This is a genomic window from Streptomyces olivochromogenes (assembly GCF_021538895.1).
Lineage (GTDB): Bacteria > Actinomycetota > Actinomycetes > Streptomycetales > Streptomycetaceae > Streptomyces > Streptomyces olivochromogenes_A.
Window position 1 is genome coordinate 1 of record NZ_JADDRL010000072.1, and the last position, 20,043, is coordinate 20,043.

At 66.6% G+C, this 20,043-nt stretch carries 17 protein-coding genes and 1 pseudogene; 9 read left to right on the forward strand and 9 right to left on the reverse strand.

The genetic code is table 11. From position 1 onward, the window contains the following. Positions 1-430 (forward strand): annotated as a pseudogene (gene carB, locus IPZ69_RS30325) (carbamoyl-phosphate synthase large subunit); the annotation flags it as partial. A gap of 63 nt (positions 431-493) precedes the next feature. Here the strand turns inward: carB and IPZ69_RS30330 are convergent. Both IPZ69_RS30330 and IPZ69_RS30335 read right to left on the reverse strand, forming a co-directional pair. Beyond that, complete coding sequence (locus IPZ69_RS30330) at positions 494-1,141, reverse strand: LysE family translocator (protein ID WP_235457836.1); 648 nt, start codon at positions 1,139-1,141, stop codon at positions 494-496. Positions 1,142-1,186: 45 nt separating this feature from the next. After that, positions 1,187-1,615 (reverse strand): DinB family protein, encoded by a 429-nt coding sequence (locus IPZ69_RS30335; protein WP_235457837.1) that lies wholly within the window; start codon positions 1,613-1,615, stop codon positions 1,187-1,189. A 244-nt stretch (positions 1,616-1,859) separates the two neighbouring features. Here IPZ69_RS30335 and IPZ69_RS30340 point away from each other — a divergent pair, with 244 nt between their 5' ends. Next, a complete protein-coding gene (locus tag IPZ69_RS30340) occupies positions 1,860-3,206 on the forward strand; it encodes an aminotransferase-like domain-containing protein (protein ID WP_235457839.1) in 1,347 nt (448 codons plus the stop codon). Here the strand turns inward: IPZ69_RS30340 and IPZ69_RS30345 are convergent. After that, entirely contained in the window at positions 3,120-4,181 is a 1,062-nt protein-coding gene (locus IPZ69_RS30345; RefSeq protein ID WP_235457841.1) for an NAD(P)/FAD-dependent oxidoreductase, read from the reverse strand. The two genes, IPZ69_RS30340 and IPZ69_RS30345, sit on opposite strands and share 87 nt — an antisense overlap. Before the next feature lie 504 nt (positions 4,182-4,685). Here IPZ69_RS30345 and IPZ69_RS30350 point away from each other — a divergent pair. From IPZ69_RS30350 to IPZ69_RS30365, 4 genes are all read left to right on the forward strand, one after another. Continuing rightward, positions 4,686-5,726: a LuxR C-terminal-related transcriptional regulator gene (locus IPZ69_RS30350; protein ID WP_235457843.1), complete on the forward strand. Its 1,041-nt coding sequence runs from the start codon at positions 4,686-4,688 to the stop codon at positions 5,724-5,726. Positions 5,727-5,790: 64 nt separating this feature from the next. Further along, positions 5,791-6,363: a Chromate resistance protein ChrB gene (locus tag IPZ69_RS30355; RefSeq protein WP_235457845.1), complete on the forward strand. Its 573-nt coding sequence runs from the start codon at positions 5,791-5,793 to the stop codon at positions 6,361-6,363. Positions 6,364-6,401: 38 nt separating this feature from the next. Continuing rightward, complete coding sequence (locus tag IPZ69_RS30360; protein WP_235457890.1) at positions 6,402-7,577, forward strand: MFS transporter; 1,176 nt, start codon at positions 6,402-6,404, stop codon at positions 7,575-7,577. 91 nt (positions 7,578-7,668) lie between these two features. Next, positions 7,669-8,361: a GNAT family N-acetyltransferase gene (locus IPZ69_RS30365; RefSeq protein ID WP_235457847.1), complete on the forward strand. Its 693-nt coding sequence runs from the start codon at positions 7,669-7,671 to the stop codon at positions 8,359-8,361. 419 nt (positions 8,362-8,780) lie between these two features. On the opposite strand, the gene IPZ69_RS30370 is transcribed toward IPZ69_RS30365, so the two are convergent. Both IPZ69_RS30370 and IPZ69_RS30375 read right to left on the reverse strand, forming a co-directional pair. Further along, entirely contained in the window at positions 8,781-9,137 is a 357-nt protein-coding gene (locus IPZ69_RS30370; RefSeq protein ID WP_235457848.1) for a hypothetical protein, read from the reverse strand. A 498-nt stretch (positions 9,138-9,635) separates the two neighbouring features. After that, the gene (locus IPZ69_RS30375; RefSeq protein WP_235457849.1) at positions 9,636-9,989 is read right to left on the reverse strand and encodes a VOC family protein; all 354 of its coding nucleotides are present in this window, start codon (positions 9,987-9,989) and stop codon (positions 9,636-9,638) included. Between the two features lie 271 nt (positions 9,990-10,260). Here IPZ69_RS30375 and IPZ69_RS30380 point away from each other — a divergent pair, with 271 nt between their 5' ends. Beyond that, on the forward strand, positions 10,261-12,255 hold the full coding sequence (locus IPZ69_RS30380; RefSeq protein ID WP_235457850.1) for a YncE family protein: 1,995 nt from the start codon (positions 10,261-10,263) through the stop codon (positions 12,253-12,255). Positions 12,256-12,961: 706 nt separating this feature from the next. On the opposite strand, the gene IPZ69_RS30385 is transcribed toward IPZ69_RS30380, so the two are convergent. The 4 genes from IPZ69_RS30385 to IPZ69_RS47935 all read right to left on the reverse strand — a co-directional run bounded on the left by IPZ69_RS30385 (position 12,962) and on the right by IPZ69_RS47935 (position 15,904). Then, a complete protein-coding gene (locus tag IPZ69_RS30385) occupies positions 12,962-13,357 on the reverse strand; it encodes a DUF3883 domain-containing protein (RefSeq protein WP_235457851.1) in 396 nt (131 codons plus the stop codon). Positions 13,358-13,807: 450 nt separating this feature from the next. Beyond that, positions 13,808-14,392, reverse strand: coding sequence for a DUF4145 domain-containing protein (locus tag IPZ69_RS30390; RefSeq protein WP_235457852.1), 585 nt, complete (start codon positions 14,390-14,392; stop codon positions 13,808-13,810). Between the two features lie 410 nt (positions 14,393-14,802). Then, complete coding sequence (locus tag IPZ69_RS30395; RefSeq protein ID WP_235457853.1) at positions 14,803-15,144, reverse strand: hypothetical protein; 342 nt, start codon at positions 15,142-15,144, stop codon at positions 14,803-14,805. Positions 15,145-15,619: 475 nt separating this feature from the next. Next, complete coding sequence (locus tag IPZ69_RS47935) at positions 15,620-15,904, reverse strand: Pycsar system effector family protein (protein WP_374294335.1); 285 nt, start codon at positions 15,902-15,904, stop codon at positions 15,620-15,622. 465 nt (positions 15,905-16,369) lie between these two features. On the opposite strand from IPZ69_RS47935, the gene IPZ69_RS30400 reads away from it, so the two are divergent. Beyond that, positions 16,370-18,997, forward strand: coding sequence for an N-6 DNA methylase (locus tag IPZ69_RS30400; protein WP_235457854.1), 2,628 nt, complete (start codon positions 16,370-16,372; stop codon positions 18,995-18,997). Further along, complete coding sequence (locus IPZ69_RS47940) at positions 18,994-19,986, forward strand: ComEC/Rec2 family competence protein (RefSeq protein ID WP_374294339.1); 993 nt, start codon at positions 18,994-18,996, stop codon at positions 19,984-19,986. Before IPZ69_RS30400 ends, IPZ69_RS47940 begins: the two co-directional genes overlap by 4 nt. The last annotated feature ends 57 nt before the right edge of the window (positions 19,987-20,043 follow it).

The following is a 20,043-nucleotide window of genomic DNA, read 5'->3' on the forward strand; positions in this document are numbered from 1 at the left end:
CAGGGGGCGGGCGTTCATCTCGGTGGCCAACCGGGACAAGCGGTCGATGATCTTCCCGGCGCGGGAACTGGTCGCGCACGGCTTCGAGCTGCTGGCCACCTCGGGCACGGCGGAGGTCCTCAAGCGCAACGGCATCCACGCCACGATCGTGCGCAAGCAGTCCGAGGGCGTCGGCCCGAACGGCGAGCGGACCATCGTCCAGCTCATCCACGACGGTGAGGTCGACCTCATCGTCAACACCCCCCATGGCGCGGGGAGTCGGCTGGACGGGTACGAGATCCGCACCGCGGCGGTGGCCCGGTCCGTGCCGTGTCTGACCACCGTCCAGGCTCTCGCGGCCGCCGTTCAGGGCATCGACGCCCTCAACAGCGACGCGGTACGCGTCCGTTCGCTGCAGGAACACGCGGCACGCCTCGCCGCGGGGCGGTAGCGCCGGAGCCGGAAAGGCGGAGGGCCGGTCACGGGATTCCGTGACCGGCCCTCCTGCCGTGTGTCAACTGGCCTTGGCCGGGCCCGAGGTGTCGATGGCCAGGGAGATGGCGAGGGCGCCCAGCACCGTACCCATCGCGTAGCGCTGCACCTTGAGCCAGGAGGGGCGGCGGGCGAGGAAGACGGCGATCGTGCCGGCGGCGAGGACGATGGTGAGGTTGACCGCCACGCTGACCACGATCTGGAACGAGCCGAGGATGAGGCCCTGGAGGAGGACGTGGCCCTTGTCCAGGTCGATGAACTGGGGGATGAGGGAGACGTACATGATGGCGATCTTCGGGTTGAGCAGGTTCGTCATCAGGCCCATCGTGAACAGCTTGCGCGGCGAGTCGTGCGGCACGTCCTCCGGGGCGAACACGGAGATGCCGCCCGGCTTCAGGGCGTTCCAGGCGAGGTAGGCGAGGTAGGCGGCGCCGGCCAGCTTCACCGCGAAGTACAGCTCGGGTACGGCGAGGAAGACGACCGACAGGCCGAGGTTCGCGGCGAGCAGGTACACCATGAAGCCCAGGGCCACGCCACCGAGGGAGATCATTCCGGCACGCCTGCCCTGGGTGATGCTGCGGGAGACGAGATAGATCATGTTCGGACCGGGGGTGAGCACCATGCCGAGTGCCACCACCGTCACGCCGAGGATGCCGCTCAGTTCAACCATGAAAATCCCTCATTCGCTGTACACACGCTGAACGTTGATCGCTGATCACTGATCGCGCTCGGCCTCGGCCAGGTCGTGCGCGATGTCGTGCAGGAGATGCCGGGTGAAGAAGCCGACGGTGAGGCGCGGGTCGGCCAGGCGCGGGTCCGCGCGGTCCCAGTCCTCGGCGGTGAACGCGGCCAGGCGGCGGGCCAGGGTCACGGCCGCCCGTCCCAGTTCCTCCGCCACCTGTCGGGGGTCCTCGTCCTGGTAGCGCCGGAGGGTGTCCCCTTCGGTGGATATTCTCGGTGCAATCGCCGATTCGCCGAGGATTGCATCGAGCCGGGTGTGGAACAGCAGGCACATGTCCCGTACGTGGCAGCCGCTCTCCAGGGGAGACCAGGCGGGCAGGCCCGCGCGCCGGTCGTCCAGCTCCGGCGCCCGGAGCAGTCGTTGCCACCCTGCCGTGTACTCCCGTAGCGCGTCGGCGACCACATCCTGCCTGATCAGGTCGGATGTGAAGCCGCAGCGTCGGCAGTCGGGCGGGGGCAGAGGGGCCGGACCGAGGGGTAACCGGGGACGTGTCGTCGTATTCACCGCGCGCGGGACTCCCTTCCGGGCTCGGAGCAATGCCGTGAGTGTATTGCGGGGCAATGTTCAATGCAATATTGATATTGCACTCGGTGCAATGCTGTGGTTGGATGGGCGTCAGCCGGACGAGGGGGACGAGGAGAGCGCCGTGAGGGACTACCAGAGCGTCGCCGACGCGGTGGCCGAGGAGATCAGAGCCGGTCTGCTCCGGCCCGGCGACCGGCTCCCCACGCAGCGCGAGTTCGCGCGCCAGCACGGCATCGCCAACTCCACCGCCACCCGCGTGTACCAGGAACTGGCCCGGCGCGGCCTGACGGTCGGCGAGGTGGGACGCGGCACCTTCGTCCGCGCCGCCTCGGAGGCCTCCCGGGCGTCCGCCCCCGCGCTCACCGAACCGGCCGGCAGCCGGATCGACCTGGAGCTCAACTACCCGGTCGTACCGGAGCAGAGCGCGCTCCTCGCCGAGGGACTCGGCGGGCTGCTGCGCCCCGACGCGCTCGGATACGCCCTGCGGCCGGTCGGCGCCTCCGGGCTCCCCGCCGTCCAGGAGTCCGCCGCCGACATCCTCGCCCGCGGCGGCTGGCGCCCCGACCCCGCGCGGATCCTGTTCGCGGGCAACGGGCGGCAGGCCATCTCGGCCGTCGTCACCGCCCTGGTGCCGCCGGGCGCGCGACTCGGGGTGGAGGAGCTGACGTACCCCGTCATCAAGGCCGTGGCCGCCCGCCTCGGCATCACGCTCGTCCCGCTGGCCATGGACGGCGACGGACTGGTTCCGGAGGCCGTGGAGGAGGCCCACGCCGCCGCGCCGCTGCACGCCGTCTACGTCCAGCCCAGAGTGCACAACCCGCTCTCGCTCACCATGCCCGCCGCGCGCGTCGAACGGCTGGCGGAGGTGCTGCTGCGGCTCGGGATCCCCGCGATCGAGGACGCCATCTGGGCCTTCCTGCGGGACGAGTTGCCGCCGCTGGCCGCCTACGCCCCCGAGCGGACCGTACTGATCGACAGCCTCTCCAAGCGGATCGCCCCCGGTCTGACCCTCGGGTTCGTGGTGGCGCCCGGCGCCCTGGCCGGCGAGATCGTCGCCACCCTGCGGTCGGGCGGCTGGACCCCCATGCGCTTCGCCCTGGAGGTCGCGCACCGCTGGCAGCAGGACGGCGCCGTGAAGAAGCTGGTCGAGGCCAAGCAGCGGGAGGCGGCGGTACGGCAGGAGATCGCCGCCCGGCACCTCGCCGGGTTCGCCGTGCAGAGCGATCCGCGCTCCTACCACTGCTGGTGGCAGCTGCCGCGCCCGTGGCGCGCGGACACCTTCGTCGCCGCCGCCGCGCGGCACGGCATCGGGGTCGTCCCCGCAGCCGCGTTCACCATCGGCCGCAACCACGCCCCCAACGCCATCCGCCTGGGCCTCGCCTCACCGCAGCCGGAGGTCCTCTCCCAGGCGCTCGCGACCCTCGTGGAACTCGCCCGGTCGGCGCCGGAGGATCTTGTCGCCGACTGATGCGAGGCCCTCCGGGGGCTCTGCTGTCGGCCTCTCTGCGGGCTTCTCGGTGTGGCGAGCCTCGTAGGCCTCCCGGTACTCCCGCGCGAACCCGGCGAAGGCCGCCTCCTCGGTCGAGGTTCCGCTCAGGAAGGCGTCCAGGGCATGGGCGGCGAGCTCGGCGCCGTGGCGGGCCAGGCGCACTCTCTCGGACAGCGGGGACTCCACGGGAGGGGAGCAGGCGGCGTCGCCGACGAGGGCCATCCCGGGACGCCACAGCCGTTCACCGGCGTACGACCATTGCGGGCGCACCCGCACCCGCCCGTGCGGACCGCCGCGCACCCGGCCGGCCCGGGCCAGCAGCTCCCGGACGGGCGGACACTCCTCGGCGAAGCCGAACAGGGCACCTTCGGGATCCCTGTGCACCGGGTCGGCCAACTCCCGCCGCACCACGGCCCCGACGCAGAAGACGGCCTCGTCGCCGTCCCCGACCGGCGCGACCCAGAACCACCCGCCGGGAAACGGAAACCGCCGCGGCCCGTCGAGGGCCCGGCCGCCGCCCGAGCCGCTTTCGAAGCGGTCCTCGAAGCCGTAATCGAAACCGTCCTCGAAGGCGCCCTCGAAGCAGGCGTACACGGCGAGGCCGGAGAAGGCTTGGGCGCCGACGACATGGCGGCGCAGCAGGCTGCCGCCGCCGGAGGCGTCGAGCACGTACCGCGCCCGTACGGTGCGGGCGGGCCCGGCGGCCGGCCGGTACCGCAGCCCGGTCACCCGTTCGTCCTCCGTGACGACGTTGACGGCGACGCACCGCTCCCGCACCTCCACGTCGTGCGCGCGGGCGGCGCCGAGGAGGGCCGCCTCGCAGGCCGTCCCCCGCTCCAGAAGGAGCACTCGGTGCCCCCGCCCGGCGACGAGGCCGGCCGCGGTCAGCCCCGCGACACCGCCGCCCACGACCACGGCGTCGTACACGTGCCGACCGCTCCGTTGGCTGTCCATACCGCATTCCCTCCCGGATACGGGTGCGTACTGAAACTTTCCACTCGGAGGCGATACCGCGTATGTCGTTGCGGGGATGTTACGGAACCGCCGAAAGAACTACGGAAACACGCCGCGTGTCATCGCGGGTGCCCTGTGTGCGATAGCTCGGCCGATACCGGAAACCGGGCTTGGCGGAATTCTTCTTAAATGGCTGAAGTCAGCCCCAGGCCGAGTCGTCGCACGCGGCGGTGTCGGCCAGGAGGAGGGTGGTGCAGAGGTGGCCGTACCGGATGGTCTGGGACATCTTGCATACCTCGCCAGTGTGAGTAGTTGCACGTTTAGCCATATTTCGCCGGGCGGGCGGCAAGGATCGAACGTGGCCCCGAGCCAGGTGAAACGCCTGGCAGGAGCCTGTTCGACCGCTCGACCCGGCCACGTGATCAATCTTGCTGAAGCGCGACCGGGGGTGCGAGGGCGACAGGCGTCGGGTTCATGCAACGCAGCAACACGAAGGGGGGACATATGTGCCGCGAAAAGGGCATCGAGGAAAAGGGCAGCCTGGGATCTTCGTCCGCCGTCCACTTCTGCACGGACGGCCTGAGGCGTTATCGCGAAGCTCTCGATGAGGGGACCATATCGGGTGAGGTTCCCGAGTGCCTGATCTCCTACGGACTGCTGCGCCCGGTCTCGGGCGTCGCCGGATTCTTCGTGCCCATCCCGCCCAGAGTCGCCGAGGCGGAACTCTCCCGTTCCGTCGTACGGGAGATCGAACACCACGAGAAAGCCCTCGCGACACTGCGCTCCTCCTACGTGGCCGCCGAAAGCCTCTATCACAAGGCGCAGCAGGACACCGGAGCCCCCATCGAGTCCCTGTACGGCACGGACGTGATCAGCCAGTCGCTGGGCCTGGCCGTCGAGTCCTGCCGGGAGGAACTCCTGACGGCACAGCCGGGCGGCGGCCGCTCCCCGGCCCTTCTCGCCGAGGCGCTGCCCCGCGATCTCGCGCTCGTCCGGCGCGGCGTCGCCCAGCGCACGCTCTACCAGCACAGCGTGCGCTCCCATCAGCCCACGCTCGCCTACATAGAGCGCGTGACGGCCGAGGGTGCCGAAGTCCGCACCCTGGACGAGATATTCGAGCGCGTCATCATCTGCGACCGCACCGTCGCCTTCATACCCGGCAGCCCGGAACGCAGGACCGCCGCCCTCGCCGTGCGCCACCCCGGCGCCGTGGCCTTCCTGGTCAAGGTCTTCGACCACATGTGGGAGCGCGGCCGCCCGGTGTCCATCGTCCCGGAGCAGCACCGCCCCGACCTGATGACCGACTCGGTCCGCGCCACCATGCTCCGCATGGTGGTCACCGGCCACACCGACGAGACCATCGCCGCCCGCCTCGGCGTGAGCTCCCGCACGGTCTCCGCCCACATCAAGAAGGTCTCGGAGCTCCTCGGCAGCCGCAGCCGTGCCGAACTCGGCTATCTGATCTCCCAGCGCCGCCTGCTGGAACAGGGCCAGCTGGAACAGGGGCAACTGGAACAGGGACGGGAGGAGCGGGCGGCGTCGTGACGCCCCGGGCCCGCCGCCATGGCCACCCGATCGCACATCCACCGAAGTAACGCCTGTTACATTCATGGATGTGCCGAACACTGAACCGACGGGTCGCTGGCTCGTCCTCGTGGTCAAAGTCCCCGCGCAGCCGTCCCGGCATCGCGTGGCGGTGTGGCGCGAGCTGCGCAGGATCGGTGGGCTCTCCCTCGGCCAGGGCGTGTGGGCCGTACCGGACGTGCCGGTGTTCGCCGACGGTGTGGCACGCGTGATCGCGCTGACCGAGCAGGGCGGCGGCCGGACGGTGACCCTGAACGCGACCGGGCGCGGTCCCGAGGACGCCGCCCGGTTCGAGGCGCTGTTCACCGCCGCCCGGTCCGCGGACTGGGCGGAGTTCCTCGCCGACTGCGGCAAGTTCGAGGACGAACTGGCGAAGGAGATCCGCATCGCCAAGTTCACGCTCGCCGAACTGGAGGAAGAGGAGCAGTCGTTGGAGCGGCTGCGCCGCTGGCACCGCGATCTCACGGCCCGCGACGTGTTCGGGGCGCCGGAGGCCGCCGAGGCCGGCCGACGGCTCAAGGAGTGCGCGGCCGCCTGCGAGGACTACGCGGAACGGGTGTTCGCGGCCCTGCACGAGACGCCGGGGGAGACGTCATGAGTACGGCGGCCACGGTGCGCTCGGCGCCCGCCCGGCAGATGTGGCCGCTGTACGCGGCCGGGTTCACCACCGCCTTCGGCGCCCACGGCATCGCCGCCAACCTCGGCGGTTTCTCCAAGGACACGGTCACCTCGCTGATGGTGCTGGGCGGCCTGCTCGCCCTCTACGACGGCGCCGAGGTGCTCCTCAAGCCGCTCTTCGGCACCCTCGCCGACCGTGTCGGCGCCCGCCCCGTCCTGCTCGGCGGGCTCGTCGCCTTCGCCGCCGCCTCCGCCCTGTACGCGGTCGCGGACAGCCCCGGCTGGCTGTGGGCCGCCCGCCTCGGCCAGGGCGCCGCGGCCTCCGCGTTCTCCCCGTCGGCGTCCGCGCTGGTCGCCCGCCTCAACCCGGCGGCCAAGCACGGCCGCGCCTTCGGCAGTTACGGCTTCTACAAGTCCATCGGCTACACCCTCGGTCCGCTGCTCGGCGGGGTGCTGGTGTGGGCCGGCGGACTGCGCCTGCTGTTCACCGTGCTCGCGGTACTGGGCGTGGCGGTCGCCGTCTGGGCCGCGCTCGCCGTCCCCCTCGTACCGCCCCTGCCGAAGGCCCGGCAGACGGTGCTCGACCTGGCCCGGCGCCTGGCCGACCCGTCCTTCCTCGCTCCGACCGCCGCACTGGCCGGGGCGACCGCCGCACTGTCGGTCGGGGTGGGCTTCCTGCCGGTCTCCGGCCGGGCGGCCGGGCTGGGCACGGTGGCCACCGGCGCGGCGGTCTCGGTGCTCGCCGCCTGCGCGGCCGTCGTACAGCCGCGGGCCGGCCGCGCCCTCGACGAGGGCCGCCTCACGCCCCGTTCGGGCATGATCGTGGGCCTGTTCGTCGCCGCCGCCGGCCTGGCCTGCGCGATGCTGCCGGGCCTGACCGGCGTCCTGCTGGGCGCGGCCCTCACCGGCGCCGGCACCGGCCTGATCACCCCGCTCGGCTTCGCCGCGCTGGCCGCGAGCACGCCCACCGAGCGCCTCGGCCAGACCATGGGCGCCGCGGAACTCGGCCGCGAACTCGGCGACGCGGGCGGCCCCCTCCTGGTCGCCGCGGTCGCTTCCCTGGCCACGCTCACCTACGGCTTCGCGGCGCTCGCGATCCTGCTGGCGGCAGGCGCCGCGACGGCCCTGACCAGAACCCTCAGGCCCCCCAGGCCTTCCACGACCCCCAGGGCCGCGAACCCGCGGAACCCTTGAGCACGGCACATCGGCTCGAAACTAGACTCCGGCCGACGCCGGGCCCGATCGAGTCCGGCCGGGCCCGGCTCGGGCATCTCCAGGGGACGACATGATCTGGTCACGGCTCCGCCGCGGGCGGTCGACGCCCGGGCTTCCGCTGCCCGGCGTATGCGGACACCGGCGGCACACCTTGCGCACGGCCCGTCTCCTGCTCTACACCCCGGAGACCAAGCTGGACCTCGCGGCCGCCCTGGCCTCCGCCTCGGACCCCGAGGCCCAGCGATGGCTCGGCTGGGGCCAGGGCGTCCTGACGGACCCACGCACCCGCGAGGCCCTGCTCCAGCTGCGCCCCGGCGATGCCGCCTCCCGCGTCAAGTCCCGTGAGGTCCGGCGCCTGTTGGCCGACCTCTACGAACCCGGCCCGGACGACGGGGAGATACTCATCGGCGTGCGCCTGGACGACGGCAGATACGCCGGCGCCACACAGTTCGATCCCGGCACCGCGGAGATCGGCGGACATCTCGCTCCCCACGCACGTGGCCAGGGCCTGGGCGCGGAACTGTTCGCGGCCGCCGCACTGCTCGCCCACGCTCATCTGGGAATACGGACGGTACGCGCGGGACACGAACCGGCGAACACCGCGAGCGGCCGGTCACTGACGGCCGCCGGCTTCGTCCCGACCGCCGGCCCACCCCACCACACCCTCCCGGACGGCCGCGAGATAGAGGCCCGCTGGCTCCAGCACACGTCGCCGACACCGACCACCCGCTGCCGAGGCGCCGCCCCGGCGGAGGGGCAGTAGCAGGCCGGGCTCAGGCACCGGCAGCGGACCGTCCGCCAGCACGGGCGGCGGCTCTCCTCGCCGGACACCACCAGGCGAGTGTCCGACGGACACCCGCGCACTCCGGCGCACAAGATTCCGCAGGTCAGTGCATCCAATTCCGCCCAGTACCAGGCTTGGAAGGCGAGGGCGTACCCATCCGGGTGGACCACCCGACCACCCCTGTCCCTCCACCTGTTGCGCATGCTTCGCTACATCACATGACTCTCCGGTCGCGGCATGCGGCATGGATCGGAGACCCCGTCGACGTCGGAATCGGCACACCTGTCCGGCTCCCCAACCGCCCGCCGATCTCCGCCACAGACGCGCACAACCCACCCTGCACGGCGCAACGGAAAGGAACCCTGATGCACGAGGCGACATGAACGCCTCGCCGACGTTCAGAGCGATTCGGATGCCCTGGGCGGCTCTTCCTGCGCGGGCGCACCACGGCCGATCGTCAGGGACCAGCGCACGGCCGAGGGCGCCTCGACGGACACGACGCCACTACGGTCCGCCCCGCCAATGGCCACTTGGTTGTACGTGGTGCTGACCTCGCCGGCGAGGCAGTTCAGGGGAAAGGAGACATGCACGGACCGCACCGCGACCTTGATCTTCCCCGCGCCCTGACAACGCACCGCGATGATCAGGGCGTCCCCCTTCCTGCCCTGACCGAATGCGACGCTCGCGTTCCCACGGGTCACCTTCTGACGACCGACGAGCGTCTCGTCATCGACCAACTCCGGCGGCTTCTGCACAGGGAGCGGCCTGGTGCTCGGGCTGGCCGATGCCGTTGCCGTTGCCGAACCAGGCTCGGCCGAACGCGTGGGCTGCGAAGCCCCCTTGGCGCCGGAATGATCCGAAGTGCACGCGGCAACAGAAAGGAGCGCTGCGGCACAGGCGGCACTCAGCCCTACGAGGGTTCGGCGGGACACGTCAGTCCTCCCAGATGGCCGGCCGACACGATGCGGCACGCAGACGGTCACGGTCTTCTCGGCACCTTTGCCGCAGCCGTGGGCGTGACGACAAGGGCGCGACCATTTCCCCCGCCCTGCCTGACGGGAGCATGCCAGCCCCCTGAGGCGGACGACCGGCTTCCGCGCAATCCCTGAGCAAGACGTGAGGTTCACGTGGAGTGGAGCCGCGGAGCAACTGGCACCGTGAACCCGGGGCTCTCCCATGCGGAGAGAGACCGGCCAGAGAACCTTCGAGGTCCGCGGTCAAGGGGGGTGGGCACGCGCGCTCTCAGGGGGTCCTCACTGACGCCGTTGGCCAAGGACACAGAACTCGTTGCCTTCGGGGTCTGCCAGGACAACCCACGACTGGTCACCCTGGCCGATGTCGACACGCTTCGCGCCATGAGCCTCAAGGCGAGCCACCTCGGCGTCCTGGTCATCGGGCCGGAAGTCGAGATGCAGCCGGCTCTTGACCTTCTTGCTCTCTTCGATCCGGACGAAGTCCAACCCTGGCAGGCGATCCGGCTCCGGGCGGATCTCGAACTCCTCGTCGGAGGAGTGGACCACGACCCAACCAAGAGCCTCGGCCCACCACTGCTCCAGGGCCACCGGATCCACCGAGTGAACGATTACCTGTTCCCATTCCAAGGTCATCCGGCGAGCGTAGTCCGACCGGGGTTTCGAAAACAGGCGCGGTACTCCCGTGGCTCCCAGGCGCCCTCCGGCGCATGAGGCGCTGACGACGGCGTTGGGCGTGGCCTTGTATAGCGGATACGTCAGCGGAATGGCCGGATCTCGCCCACTTCTTTGACCATCGTTGACCCCCGTTTGCCTCTGCTGTCACTGGCGTGACCTAGGCTCCGGTTGCTTCCCCAGTTCAACTCGACAACAGGGGCTTTTTTCGTTCCGGGAGTTCGAAACCACCGTGCGCATACGCACTCTTCCGGCCGCGACGGCGCTCGCGGTCCTCTTCAGCTCGGCCGCGCTCGCGGTCACCTCGGCCGCGCCCGCGCTGGCCGACTCCAGCACCGTCCTGCCGGTCAAGTCGACCGGCGACGTCGTCGTGGACGGCGTCCACCAGCGGGTCTTCATCAGCGACCCGACCAGCGGAAAGGTCGTCGCAACCGACTACAGCGGCACGGTCGTCGGAACCGTCGACTCGTTGCCCGGCGTGCGCGGCCTGGAACTGTCCGCCGACTCCGGCACCCTGTACGCGGCCGTCGAGGACGCCGACGCGATCGTCGCCATCGATACGGCGACCGCCACCGAGGCCCATCGCTACCCGACGGGCGACGGCACCCAGCCCGAGTATCCGGCCCTCGCCGGCGGCAAGCTCTGGTTCGGCTACCGAGGCTCCGGCAGCGGCAACATCGGCTCGCTCGACCTGAGCGCCGGCGACCCGGTCGTGGCCCTCCACCAGGACACCACCCGTACCTGGAACGACGCTCCGATCCTCGGCTCCTCGGCCGGTGCCCCGGGCACCATCGTGGCGGGGGCCTCCGGGCAGAGCCCGAACGAACTTGCCGTCTACGACGTGTCGTCGGGCTCGGCGAACCGCACCGCGTACGCCTGGGATCCGGGCAGCAGCAGCAACCTCACCGACCTCGCCGTCACTCCGGACGGCAAGGACGTCGTCACGGCCAGCGGCGCCCCCTACAAGCAGGAGGTGTTCAAGCTCTCGGACCTGTCGGAGGACGGCAGCTACACCACCAACCCCTACCCGAACGCGGTCGACATCGCCCCGAACGGCGCCGTCGCCGCGGGCACCTTCTCCTGGTACGACCCCGACGTCCACATCTTCGAGCCGGGCGTCTCCACGCCGGTACGGCAGTACGACTTCCCGAATACCGGCACCAGCAGCGGCTCCGACACCCTCGCGGCCTCGGGTCTCGCCTGGGCGCCGGACGCCGGCAAGCTGTTCGCGGTGTCGTACAACGCCACAGACGTGTACTCGCTGCGCGTCCTCGACGACCCGACCAAGGCGGACACCACCCTCACGGCGACGGCCCCGGCCACCGCCACGCGCGCCAAGTCCCTCGGCGTCACGGGCAAACTGACGTCGAACACCGTGTTCCCGTCCGGTACCACGGTCTCCGTCACCCGCACCGACGACGAGTCCCCGGCCGGCAAGGCGCTCGGCAAGGCGACGATCGGTGCCGACGGCTCGTACACCTTCGCCGACACCCCGCCGGCCGGCGGCAAGGTCACGTACACGGTCGGCTACGCGGGCGACGAGTACCACGCGGGCGCCACCGCCACGAGCACGGTGAACGTCACCCGCACCGCGACCATGGTGACGCTCAACAACAACGGCAAGGTGTACGCGTACAACAGCGCGGTGAAGTTCACGGCGCACCTGGGGACGACGTACAAGAACCGCACCGTCGCGATCTACGCCAACCCCTACGGCGCGGACAAGCCCGAGAAGCTGGTCAAGTCCGGCACGGTCGACTCCTCCGGCAACCTGTCCGTCACTCTCTCCCTGACCCGCGACACCAAGCTCACCGCCAAGTTCACCGGCGACACCCGGTACGCGCTCGCGACGGCCATCAGCACGGTCGGCGCGCAGGTCAAGGTGTCGACCGCGCTCAGCGGCTACTACACGAGCAAGACGGCGTGGAGCCAGACGTACCGCTACTTCCACAAGTCCAAGGACCCCGTCTACGACACGACGATGACGCCGTACCCGGGCCGCAAGTACAAGGTGGAGATGCAGGGTTACTACCAGGGTGCCTGGCGCACCACGCACTCCGCGTACCTCGTACTCGGCTCGGGCGGCAAGGACACGCTCGAGCTCATGGGCACCCCGCCGACGGGCGTCCGCTTCCGGGTCCGGTCGTCCTACATCGACACGACGTCGGGCGACAACGTGAACTCGACGACGCACGGGACCTGGAAGTACCTCATCTTCACCAGCTGACGTCCGGTACTTCTCTCCGAAGACCGACGTGACGGGCGCGGGTCTGCCGCTGAAGCAGGCCCGCGCCCTGGGCATCCGCCAGGCCGAGGAAGCACAGGACCGCCGGCACTAGGCGGTGGTCGGCGACGGTCGGGCCCCGAGGGGGCGCGCACTCGGCGAGATGCCCGAGCCGAAGCAGGCTCTGCCCGAGGGGCACGGGTGCTGACGCCGTGCGAGCGGCTGGTGGTAGGAGAGTTCCTCGACCGCCGCTGGACCCGTTCGGCCGCCTGCACCACCTCGCTGACGGCTCCGGGCTCCGCCTGGCCACGCGCCGCGGATCAAGCTTCGTGTACCTGGCCTGCTTCCGCCCCTGCGGGGCAGGCGAGCCCGGCCGTCGGCGCGAGCGCGTCGGAGGCGGTTGCCCCGGCGAGCCGACGGCGGGGAGACCGCCCGTCTGATGGTCCGAGCCGTAACCCAGCGGGCGGCTCAAACGGTTCCCCAAAAGGCCCGCGAAACCACTCAGGGGCCCGACCCGCCAAGCGGATCAGGCCCCTGATTTGGTACTGCACTGTCGGGGTGGCGGGATTTGAACCCACGACCTCTTCGTCCCGAACTATCGGCAGTGGGGTCATTGCCGTCCAGCGAGCTGGTCAGTCGGCCGCTCACAGCTCTTGGCGGTCGGCTGTGGTCATGGTGGTTGCTGTACTCCGTTGCTGTACTGCAGCACTCATTGCAGCCGCTCCGCCTGGTCATACTCGGCTGCCCTGAAAGTGGGCCAGTACGTGATCTGGGGCTGGGTTCGCTCGATCATTGCCAACAGTGCCTCTCCATGCAGGGTGCGCACTCCAACCTCGGCTCCATCTGTGCCCGCAAGGTTGTCGACCACATAGAGGTAGTAGTGCTCGGGTTTCGCCCTGGCGGCTTCCACCTGGCGGTGTTCCAGCGGCAGTGCTTCGCTGCGCGCCGTGCGGCTGCAGGCCTTCACTTCGATCATGCGAGGCGGACTTTCGACGTCGTACGGGAGGCCCGAGGTGTGGACGTCTTTCGGATCGCGGCCTGCGGCTCGTTCCAAGGCCATCACATGCGTGATCGCGGCCTGCTCTGTCTCCTTGTTCCCCACCATGCCCCCTATGGTCAGCCGACCCATGGTGCCGCGAAGAATCTCAGCTTGGGAAGCTCAGTAGGACACTGAGTGCCGGAATCGGGTCCGCCTCCGCTCCGAACGCTCTGTCAAGGCAGCCGATTCCCCCCAGCAGTCCTTGCACAAGGGCAGGAAGGAGGCCTAGTCACAGTCACCGCACGCGTTGCATGCGATCGAGTAGCCAGCTCTGTTCGCGCTTTAGCAAGGTCGTTGGTCGTCATTGGCCACTGTTGAGCGACCTCGGACGGCCCAGGGACGGCCCGGCGTGGCAGGTCCGGGGCGTGCGCGATCCCCAGGTGGGTTGCCGCCGAACCGGTCCGCTGTCAGCTAGAAACCTGTTGGTCATCCCTCGTGCTCGGGGCGACTGACCGCATCTCTGCAGCAGCGCAGTCGGCCGAGCACTACGGATCACCCTTGTCGGTTACGGCGGGCTTAGGCAGGTGAGGGCTCGCCGTCCTTCGCCTTGGCTTCGGCCCGCCGCGCCTTAAATGCCTCAAATTGTGCCGAAAACACATATAGGTAGTCGAGTAGGGCCTCGGCAAGCGCCAGGCCATCGGCGGCGTCCTCACGACTCACTGAGGTGCCGGTGAAGTGAGCGCCCTGGTTGCCAAGAACTCGCAGTTCTTGAGCCCACTCGAAGAGCTGCCCGTCGATCTTCCCCTCGTCCCTCATCTGCTCAAGCATCTTGAACAGCGGCTTCGGCCGGCCCCCCGCACCAGACATACCTTGGTCCAGACATACGCCCTCAAGGGTCCGGCGGACCATGACCGCCGTAGCCGTGTACGCCTTGGCTGAGAAGCACTGTCGTGCCTCTTCATGTTCGCGCCGCATAGCCGCGGGCACGCTCAGGCTCAAGGGCCTCTGCTGCCTAGGCCAAACGGCCAGAGGGTCTCCGTCCCAACCCTCGCCGTAGTCCTCTTCCATCATCAGGAAAGGGTCGAAGCAGTTGCCGCACTGAGCCAGTTCTAGGAGGTACGGCGGTTCGTGTTCACCGCCCCCACTAGCCTCGCTGGTCACCGTGGCCAGGGTGGGCTTCTCACAGTGGGGGCAAACCAACGGAAAAGTGGTGCCAACTCGGCTCACGTCGCTCATATGACCGCACGCTAGCTGCGTCCTGAGCCCCGTGGGGGTTGATCGACCACACTGGGTTCTTGTTCTACCGCAGGCCTATCGCGATCGGTGCGCATCAACGGCGAAGAACGCGACCCAGCAAGGCCTGTTCCCGCTCTTTGAGCTAGGCACCTGTGCTGCTCAACCGCGTGAGGGTATCGGTTGAGCCGAGGTGCTCCCGGCGAGTCGAAGCTGCGACACCCGCTTTAGGAGTTCGGTCACTGCCCGGCTAGGCATTGGATCCGCACGGACTCACCGGCCACCAAGGGCCATTGACGGCTGTCCGCGTTCGGCACCGTTGATGTCAGGCGTGGATGTCACGTGAGGTCCTTCAAGGTTCCAGGGATGCTGTCGAACATGCCCGGCGGGAACGACCTCATGCCGAGCTTCTCCATGCCCGCCACCGTGGCAGCCAGAGACACGACCTGCCCTAGTGGGCTGTCCTTCTGGATGACGAACACGAACTCACTCTCGGATGGCGGAAGCGTCTTCGGCAGCGTCATCAAACCGTGCCTGTCGAGCTCCTTGCTGATCTGCTCGCGCAGCGCCGCGCTGAGTCGGTCTCTCTCCGGCGCGGCGTACTTCTTGATGAAGCGCATCGAGAGGCGCTTGATGCCGTGGTCCACCTCTACCGCGTGAGCAATCACAGTGAAGTCCATAAGACAGTAGATAACTCAGTTAGTAGCTGGGTTGTCAAGGGTACTAATGCCGTGCGCTTGGGTCCGGCACCTGTGACAGCAGCAACGGTGTGCTGTGAGGCGGCCGGTCTCGGTCTGATGGGCGGACACTTCGAGGGCGTCTGTGCCTCAGCCGACGACAGTCAGCCACGTGGACGGGTGCGCCGACCGATCAGGTGCGCGTATGCTTCGTCGGACCCCCACCGACCTCAGCCACGCTGTCACGGCGTCGACCACAGCAAGCCGCGTCGGCCGGGCCGTAGGACACTTCAGGGTCCGCCTTTTCAAGGCCCTCAGCTTGGGAAGCTTGGGTCTTCTATGGGCGATTGCTGCGCTGACCAGCAGCGGAACTGCTAACGGTGCCGCGCCGGTCGGCAGCGTGCTCCCCGCCATTCCCCGTTGCTCCCCGCACAACCTGGCACGAGTCTGGCACGGTGCTTCATCCTCGGTCGCGGCTCTACGAGACCAAGCTCAGCGCAGTTGCAGCAAACTGCAGGCCGACTCCAGCCAGGATGGGTTTGATTCCGAGATGGGGACGACGGAACTTGATCACGACTGTGGGGGAGAGGAATGAAACCCGCTCAGCTCGATGTTCCGCGCGCATGTGGTCGCATAGCGCCTCGGGCTCCAGAGTCGCCCAACGAGACCAGCCTTCGGCGGTCACAGTGCCGATGTGCACTGGTCGGACGGTGAAGAGTAGAGCCACGATGGCGATCACGAGGCACGTCGCGCCAGCTGCCACCCCTCATGCGTGGGAAGCGCCGGTGTGGTGCACGGCAGGCTCCCCTAGTGGCTAGTTTGCCTGCGTCAGCCGGCGTGACTTACACACAGCACCAGCCTGTTGTGAAGGCGGTCTGCTGGTTCGAGCTCGGCCCTACTGCCGAACATTCAGCGCCGGCACCATTACTCATCGGGTGGGAGAGAGTTGAGGGCCGTAGTCCCGGCGGGCAGGCGCATGAACGACGTCTGCGGCGGAGATTCATATATACAGCCCGAGCCAATGAACCGACAGCTATGGTCAGTCGATGTACACGGGCGATGCTGCACGCTGCCGCTGATGCATCGACAGTGGAGCAGCACAGAGGAGGTGTTGAGTGGCGCTACCGCTGGCACGTCGGGCGATCACACTTCATAGGATGACCTAAGAGTAGGGCGAGATCGGGGCAACTCGAAGCCCCAGGACCCAGAGGAGCGGAGAGTCCCCAGCATGGTTACTGCGACCTACGAGCAACGACGGGCAGTACTGGCTGGCGTCCTTGCTCAGTGCGGATATTTTGATCGGTTGATCCGGGAAGATTTTCCAGTTTGGCCTGTTGAAGGGCGTCGAGTTCGAGCGGATTTCGTAGCATTCGCCCAAGTTGATCAACAAGACCTGTCGACGAGTGCCATCATGGCCGCTGTAGTCGATTACGAAGCCGAGATCCGAGGGCGCTGGGTAGAAGCGGCCGCGTCCCTTGCAACTCCTGCAATGCTTATTGCACTTCCCGATCGCCTGAGTCTGTGGCGTGTATCGGTAGATAATGAGAATACCCGGGAGATCCAGACAGCACCTATCGGGTCACAGGACCTGATCGTTCGGGAACTTTCTTCTCTCACTCCTGAGGCTGTAAGTCGAGCGAAGCTCAATTTTTCACAGAATCCATTGTTCCCTGTTGACCTAGAGCTCTTTGAACAATCACGAAAGAAGAACAGGAGTTACCTGACTGAACAAGTCGAGGCCGCTATGCAGGCTGCTGATGAGTCTATGCAAGGGCAGTCCCCCACAGATGTTTCGCGCCTCGTTATCGGAGCTCTTGCTGTGCTGATGCTTCGAGATAAGGGGCAGGTGGCCGATGGGCCGCCGGCCGTTCTCATTGACGTTGCACAACAACGCTATCCCGGCTACTTTGACTGGCTGAATCAGTTTTCGCCTACCGGCATTGAAACATTTGATTCCATCGTCCGAGAAATCGGCGAGAGAGTGAACTTCGCCGGGCTAGAGCCCGCAATGGTCAGTGACGTCTATGAGCAAGCCCTCGTTACCCATAGTCAGAGAAGAGAACAAGGGACCTATTACACGCCGCCCGCCGTGGCGAAGCAGCTACTAGAAATGGTTCCTGTTGAAACAATCCATCCACGGAATCGATTCATCCTCGATCCAGCATGCGGATCGGGGACCATGCTACTTGCCGCCTCAGACCGTCTTAAGAAACTTCAGCCTGCTGAGGCTGATGCTCTGGAGAAGCATCGATATATTACGAGCCATCTGCGCGGTTATGATCAGGACCTCTTTGCTACGGAAGTAACCAAGCTTTCACTTCTGATGACGGCACTTCCATCGGGAAACAGTTGGCGCGTTGAGTCGCGAGACGCACTTGCGGAACATCTCGATGCTCAGGATAGGCCGTCCATCATGGTCAGCAATCCTCCCTGGCAACACACTCGGCGAGGTAAACCAGCAGCCGAAAGGGCGGATGCATTTATTGACTGGATGCTGGACAACCTAGTTGAAGACGGATTTCTCGCCTGCGTTCTTCCGCTGAGTTGGGTGAAGTCAAGGACCAGTAAGTCGGCCCGAACGGGTTTGCTGGAGAGAGCCACTCTACTCGAAATGTGGCGGCTCCCGAGTGAGACCTTCCAATCGACAACCGATGCAATCGCTCCGGCTGTAATCATCGCCCAGAAGAAAGCAGGCGGCCATAGGAGTAATCGAGTTACGCTCGTAAAACGTGTTTCCGGACGCGCAGGTGCACTATCGCGCTTCCTGGACACAGGACTTCCCGACTACTCGTACACAACTCTTCCCGGTAAGAGTGGCGAGGGGCTACTCGAAGGCCCACTTACCAGATTCTTTAAGCAACACGCTGGCGTTGTGCCCCTAGGGAATGTGGCTGTGATTCGGAACGGCAGACCACATGAGCCAGGCAGGCCTCGGCGTGAGGCAGAAGAAGCGACGCACTTGGAGCTGTCTTCACTACGTGATCTGAAAGCTTTCGGGTCTCCAGATCAAAGCAGACTGATCCCTGTTAAATACCCTGAGGACTTTAGTAGGACGGGTCAATTCGACGGGCATGTGCGCAGTGCCAAGGTGCTGGTGGTTGCGAAGCGTTGGAACACCTCAAACCCCTGGCGCATTAAGGCTGGGGTTGATCTCTTGGGGGTCGTGCCCAGGGAAACGTTCCATATGGCCATTCCCAACGCTGATTGGCGTGGCTGGAACGGGATGGGACCCGAGGATCGTCTATTTGCCATCCTCGCTGTCCTGGGCTCTGGTATGGCCTCATGCTGGGTAGATGAACGAGAGCCTGGGCGGAATATCTCACCAACCACTATTCAAGCGCTCCCCATTCCAGCAACACGCGATTCGCTTCTCGAACTAGCGAAGGCTGGTAGGCAAATGTCCCGAGCGGTAGCTAGCGGAAATCCTGCATCAATGGAATCCGCAGCCAACGGCTTGGAAGAGACGATTGCTTATGTTTATGGATTGACAGAAGATATTGCTCGGGTAGTTGGGCGGTCCTTGGAAGGTCAGCCTGGCCCTGAGGGTGTTATCCGATACCCTTCTCATGGTCCTAACTCAGAAGCAAGGAGATCTGGATTTGAGGCTCCCGCCTTTGGTCACGTCTTGGAGGCGGACGAACACGGGTTGCGTGTCTGGGTCTCTGGCGTCACGGACGATGAAGGTATGCGAATGAAACCACCCCTCCGTGCCCCAGGCTGGCTCTGTCAGCCAGGGGTTGATTTCCAGGCGTCCGGAGACTTGAAAGACCTCGTGTCAGCGCGTTTCGGATTGCATACTTTCGATTGGCTCCCTGCGGATGAGTATGGTGATCCCGGAATGGAGATCAATCGGTGACTATTGCCAGCCAGTATGGAAGCGTTGGCCCTGCAGCCGAAATCTGGTTCCTTGATGTAGGCCAGGGGGACTGCACGCTAGTGATCGACTCGGAGAGTCGAAATGCGGTCCTGATTGATTGCCCGGCGGGGCGTGCTGACCAAGTTCTGGAGTTTGCAAATCGGGAATCGATTTCAATCCACACGGCTATAGTGACACACTGGGATCTTGATCATTACGGTGGGATTGCCCGCGTGACGGCCGCGATGCCTCCTGTGAGAGTTGTCTACAATCACGACACTCTGTTCCCTGAAGGAGGGAGACCGAACTACGGAATCCGCACGACCTTGTTGCAATTTCTGAATCTCGATCGATCGCGAACCCGTCTGGAGGGTGCGGAAGAGGGTGCGGAGGGAGTAGTCGGGAAAGTCCATTGGAAGATGTTGGCTCCAGATCACAGAGAATTAACTGAAGCTTATGCGCGGAGACAGCGGAACGTAGCTAGCGCGGTAGTGGCAATTGAGGTTGAGACTACGCGCGTTTTGATTGGCGGGGATGCCGTCGGATCTACGTGGAGTAGGCTTATCGCGGACGGGACTTCTCTGCAGGCGCACATATTTCGTTGGCCTCACCATGGAGCAGATCTGCACGGAGACGCGGGTGGGGCCGTTCGCGACCAAGTTCTGCAAGCAGTTCAGCCTGAGCGCTTGATCATATCTGCTGGCGCGACGAACAGGTATGGGCACCCGTCTGCCGGTACTGTTCGAGCAGCTTCTTCCCTGTCTAAAGTTATGTGCACCCAAGTGACTGCAGGATGCTTCGGTTTCATTGACCGCCCTCAGCGCATCTCTGCCCAAGCCCAGCAGGAAATGCGTTCGCTGCCGTCACACTTTTGTGCTGGTTCGATTCGCGCGGTTGTTACCAGTTCTGGCTTCACTTTGGCCGCTCAGTGTGGAGACCACCAGGATCGAATTGATCAGTGGCCAGTGCCTCTCTGTAAGACCGTCTAGGGCATACCGCCCGTGATGGCTTTGGGCGCACAGTAGGTCGGCGGAGCGGGTTTGGCC

Bases quoted from the DNA above. Each gene is read 5' to 3' on its own strand.
- IPZ69_RS30375 (WP_235457849.1), bottom strand. From the start codon at position 9,989: ATGACCTTGGAATGGGAACAGGTAATCGTTCACTCGGTGGATCCGGTG.
- IPZ69_RS30385 (WP_235457851.1), bottom strand. From the start codon at position 13,357: ATGGTGGGGAACAAGGAGACAGAGCAGGCCGCGATCACGCATGTGATG.
- IPZ69_RS30365 (WP_235457847.1), top strand. From the start codon at position 7,669: ATGATCTGGTCACGGCTCCGCCGCGGGCGGTCGACGCCCGGGCTTCCG.
- IPZ69_RS30360 (WP_235457890.1), top strand. From the start codon at position 6,402: ATGTGGCCGCTGTACGCGGCCGGGTTCACCACCGCCTTCGGCGCCCAC.
- IPZ69_RS30400 (WP_235457854.1), top strand. From the start codon at position 16,370: ATGGTTACTGCGACCTACGAGCAACGACGGGCAGTACTGGCTGGCGTC.
- IPZ69_RS30355 (WP_235457845.1), top strand. From the start codon at position 5,791: ATGGATGTGCCGAACACTGAACCGACGGGTCGCTGGCTCGTCCTCGTG.
- IPZ69_RS30395 (WP_235457853.1), bottom strand. From the start codon at position 15,144: ATGGACTTCACTGTGATTGCTCACGCGGTAGAGGTGGACCACGGCATC.
- IPZ69_RS30345 (WP_235457841.1), bottom strand. From the start codon at position 4,181: ATGGACAGCCAACGGAGCGGTCGGCACGTGTACGACGCCGTGGTCGTG.
- IPZ69_RS30330 (WP_235457836.1), bottom strand. From the start codon at position 1,141: ATGGTTGAACTGAGCGGCATCCTCGGCGTGACGGTGGTGGCACTCGGC.
- IPZ69_RS30350 (WP_235457843.1), top strand. From the start codon at position 4,686: ATGTGCCGCGAAAAGGGCATCGAGGAAAAGGGCAGCCTGGGATCTTCG.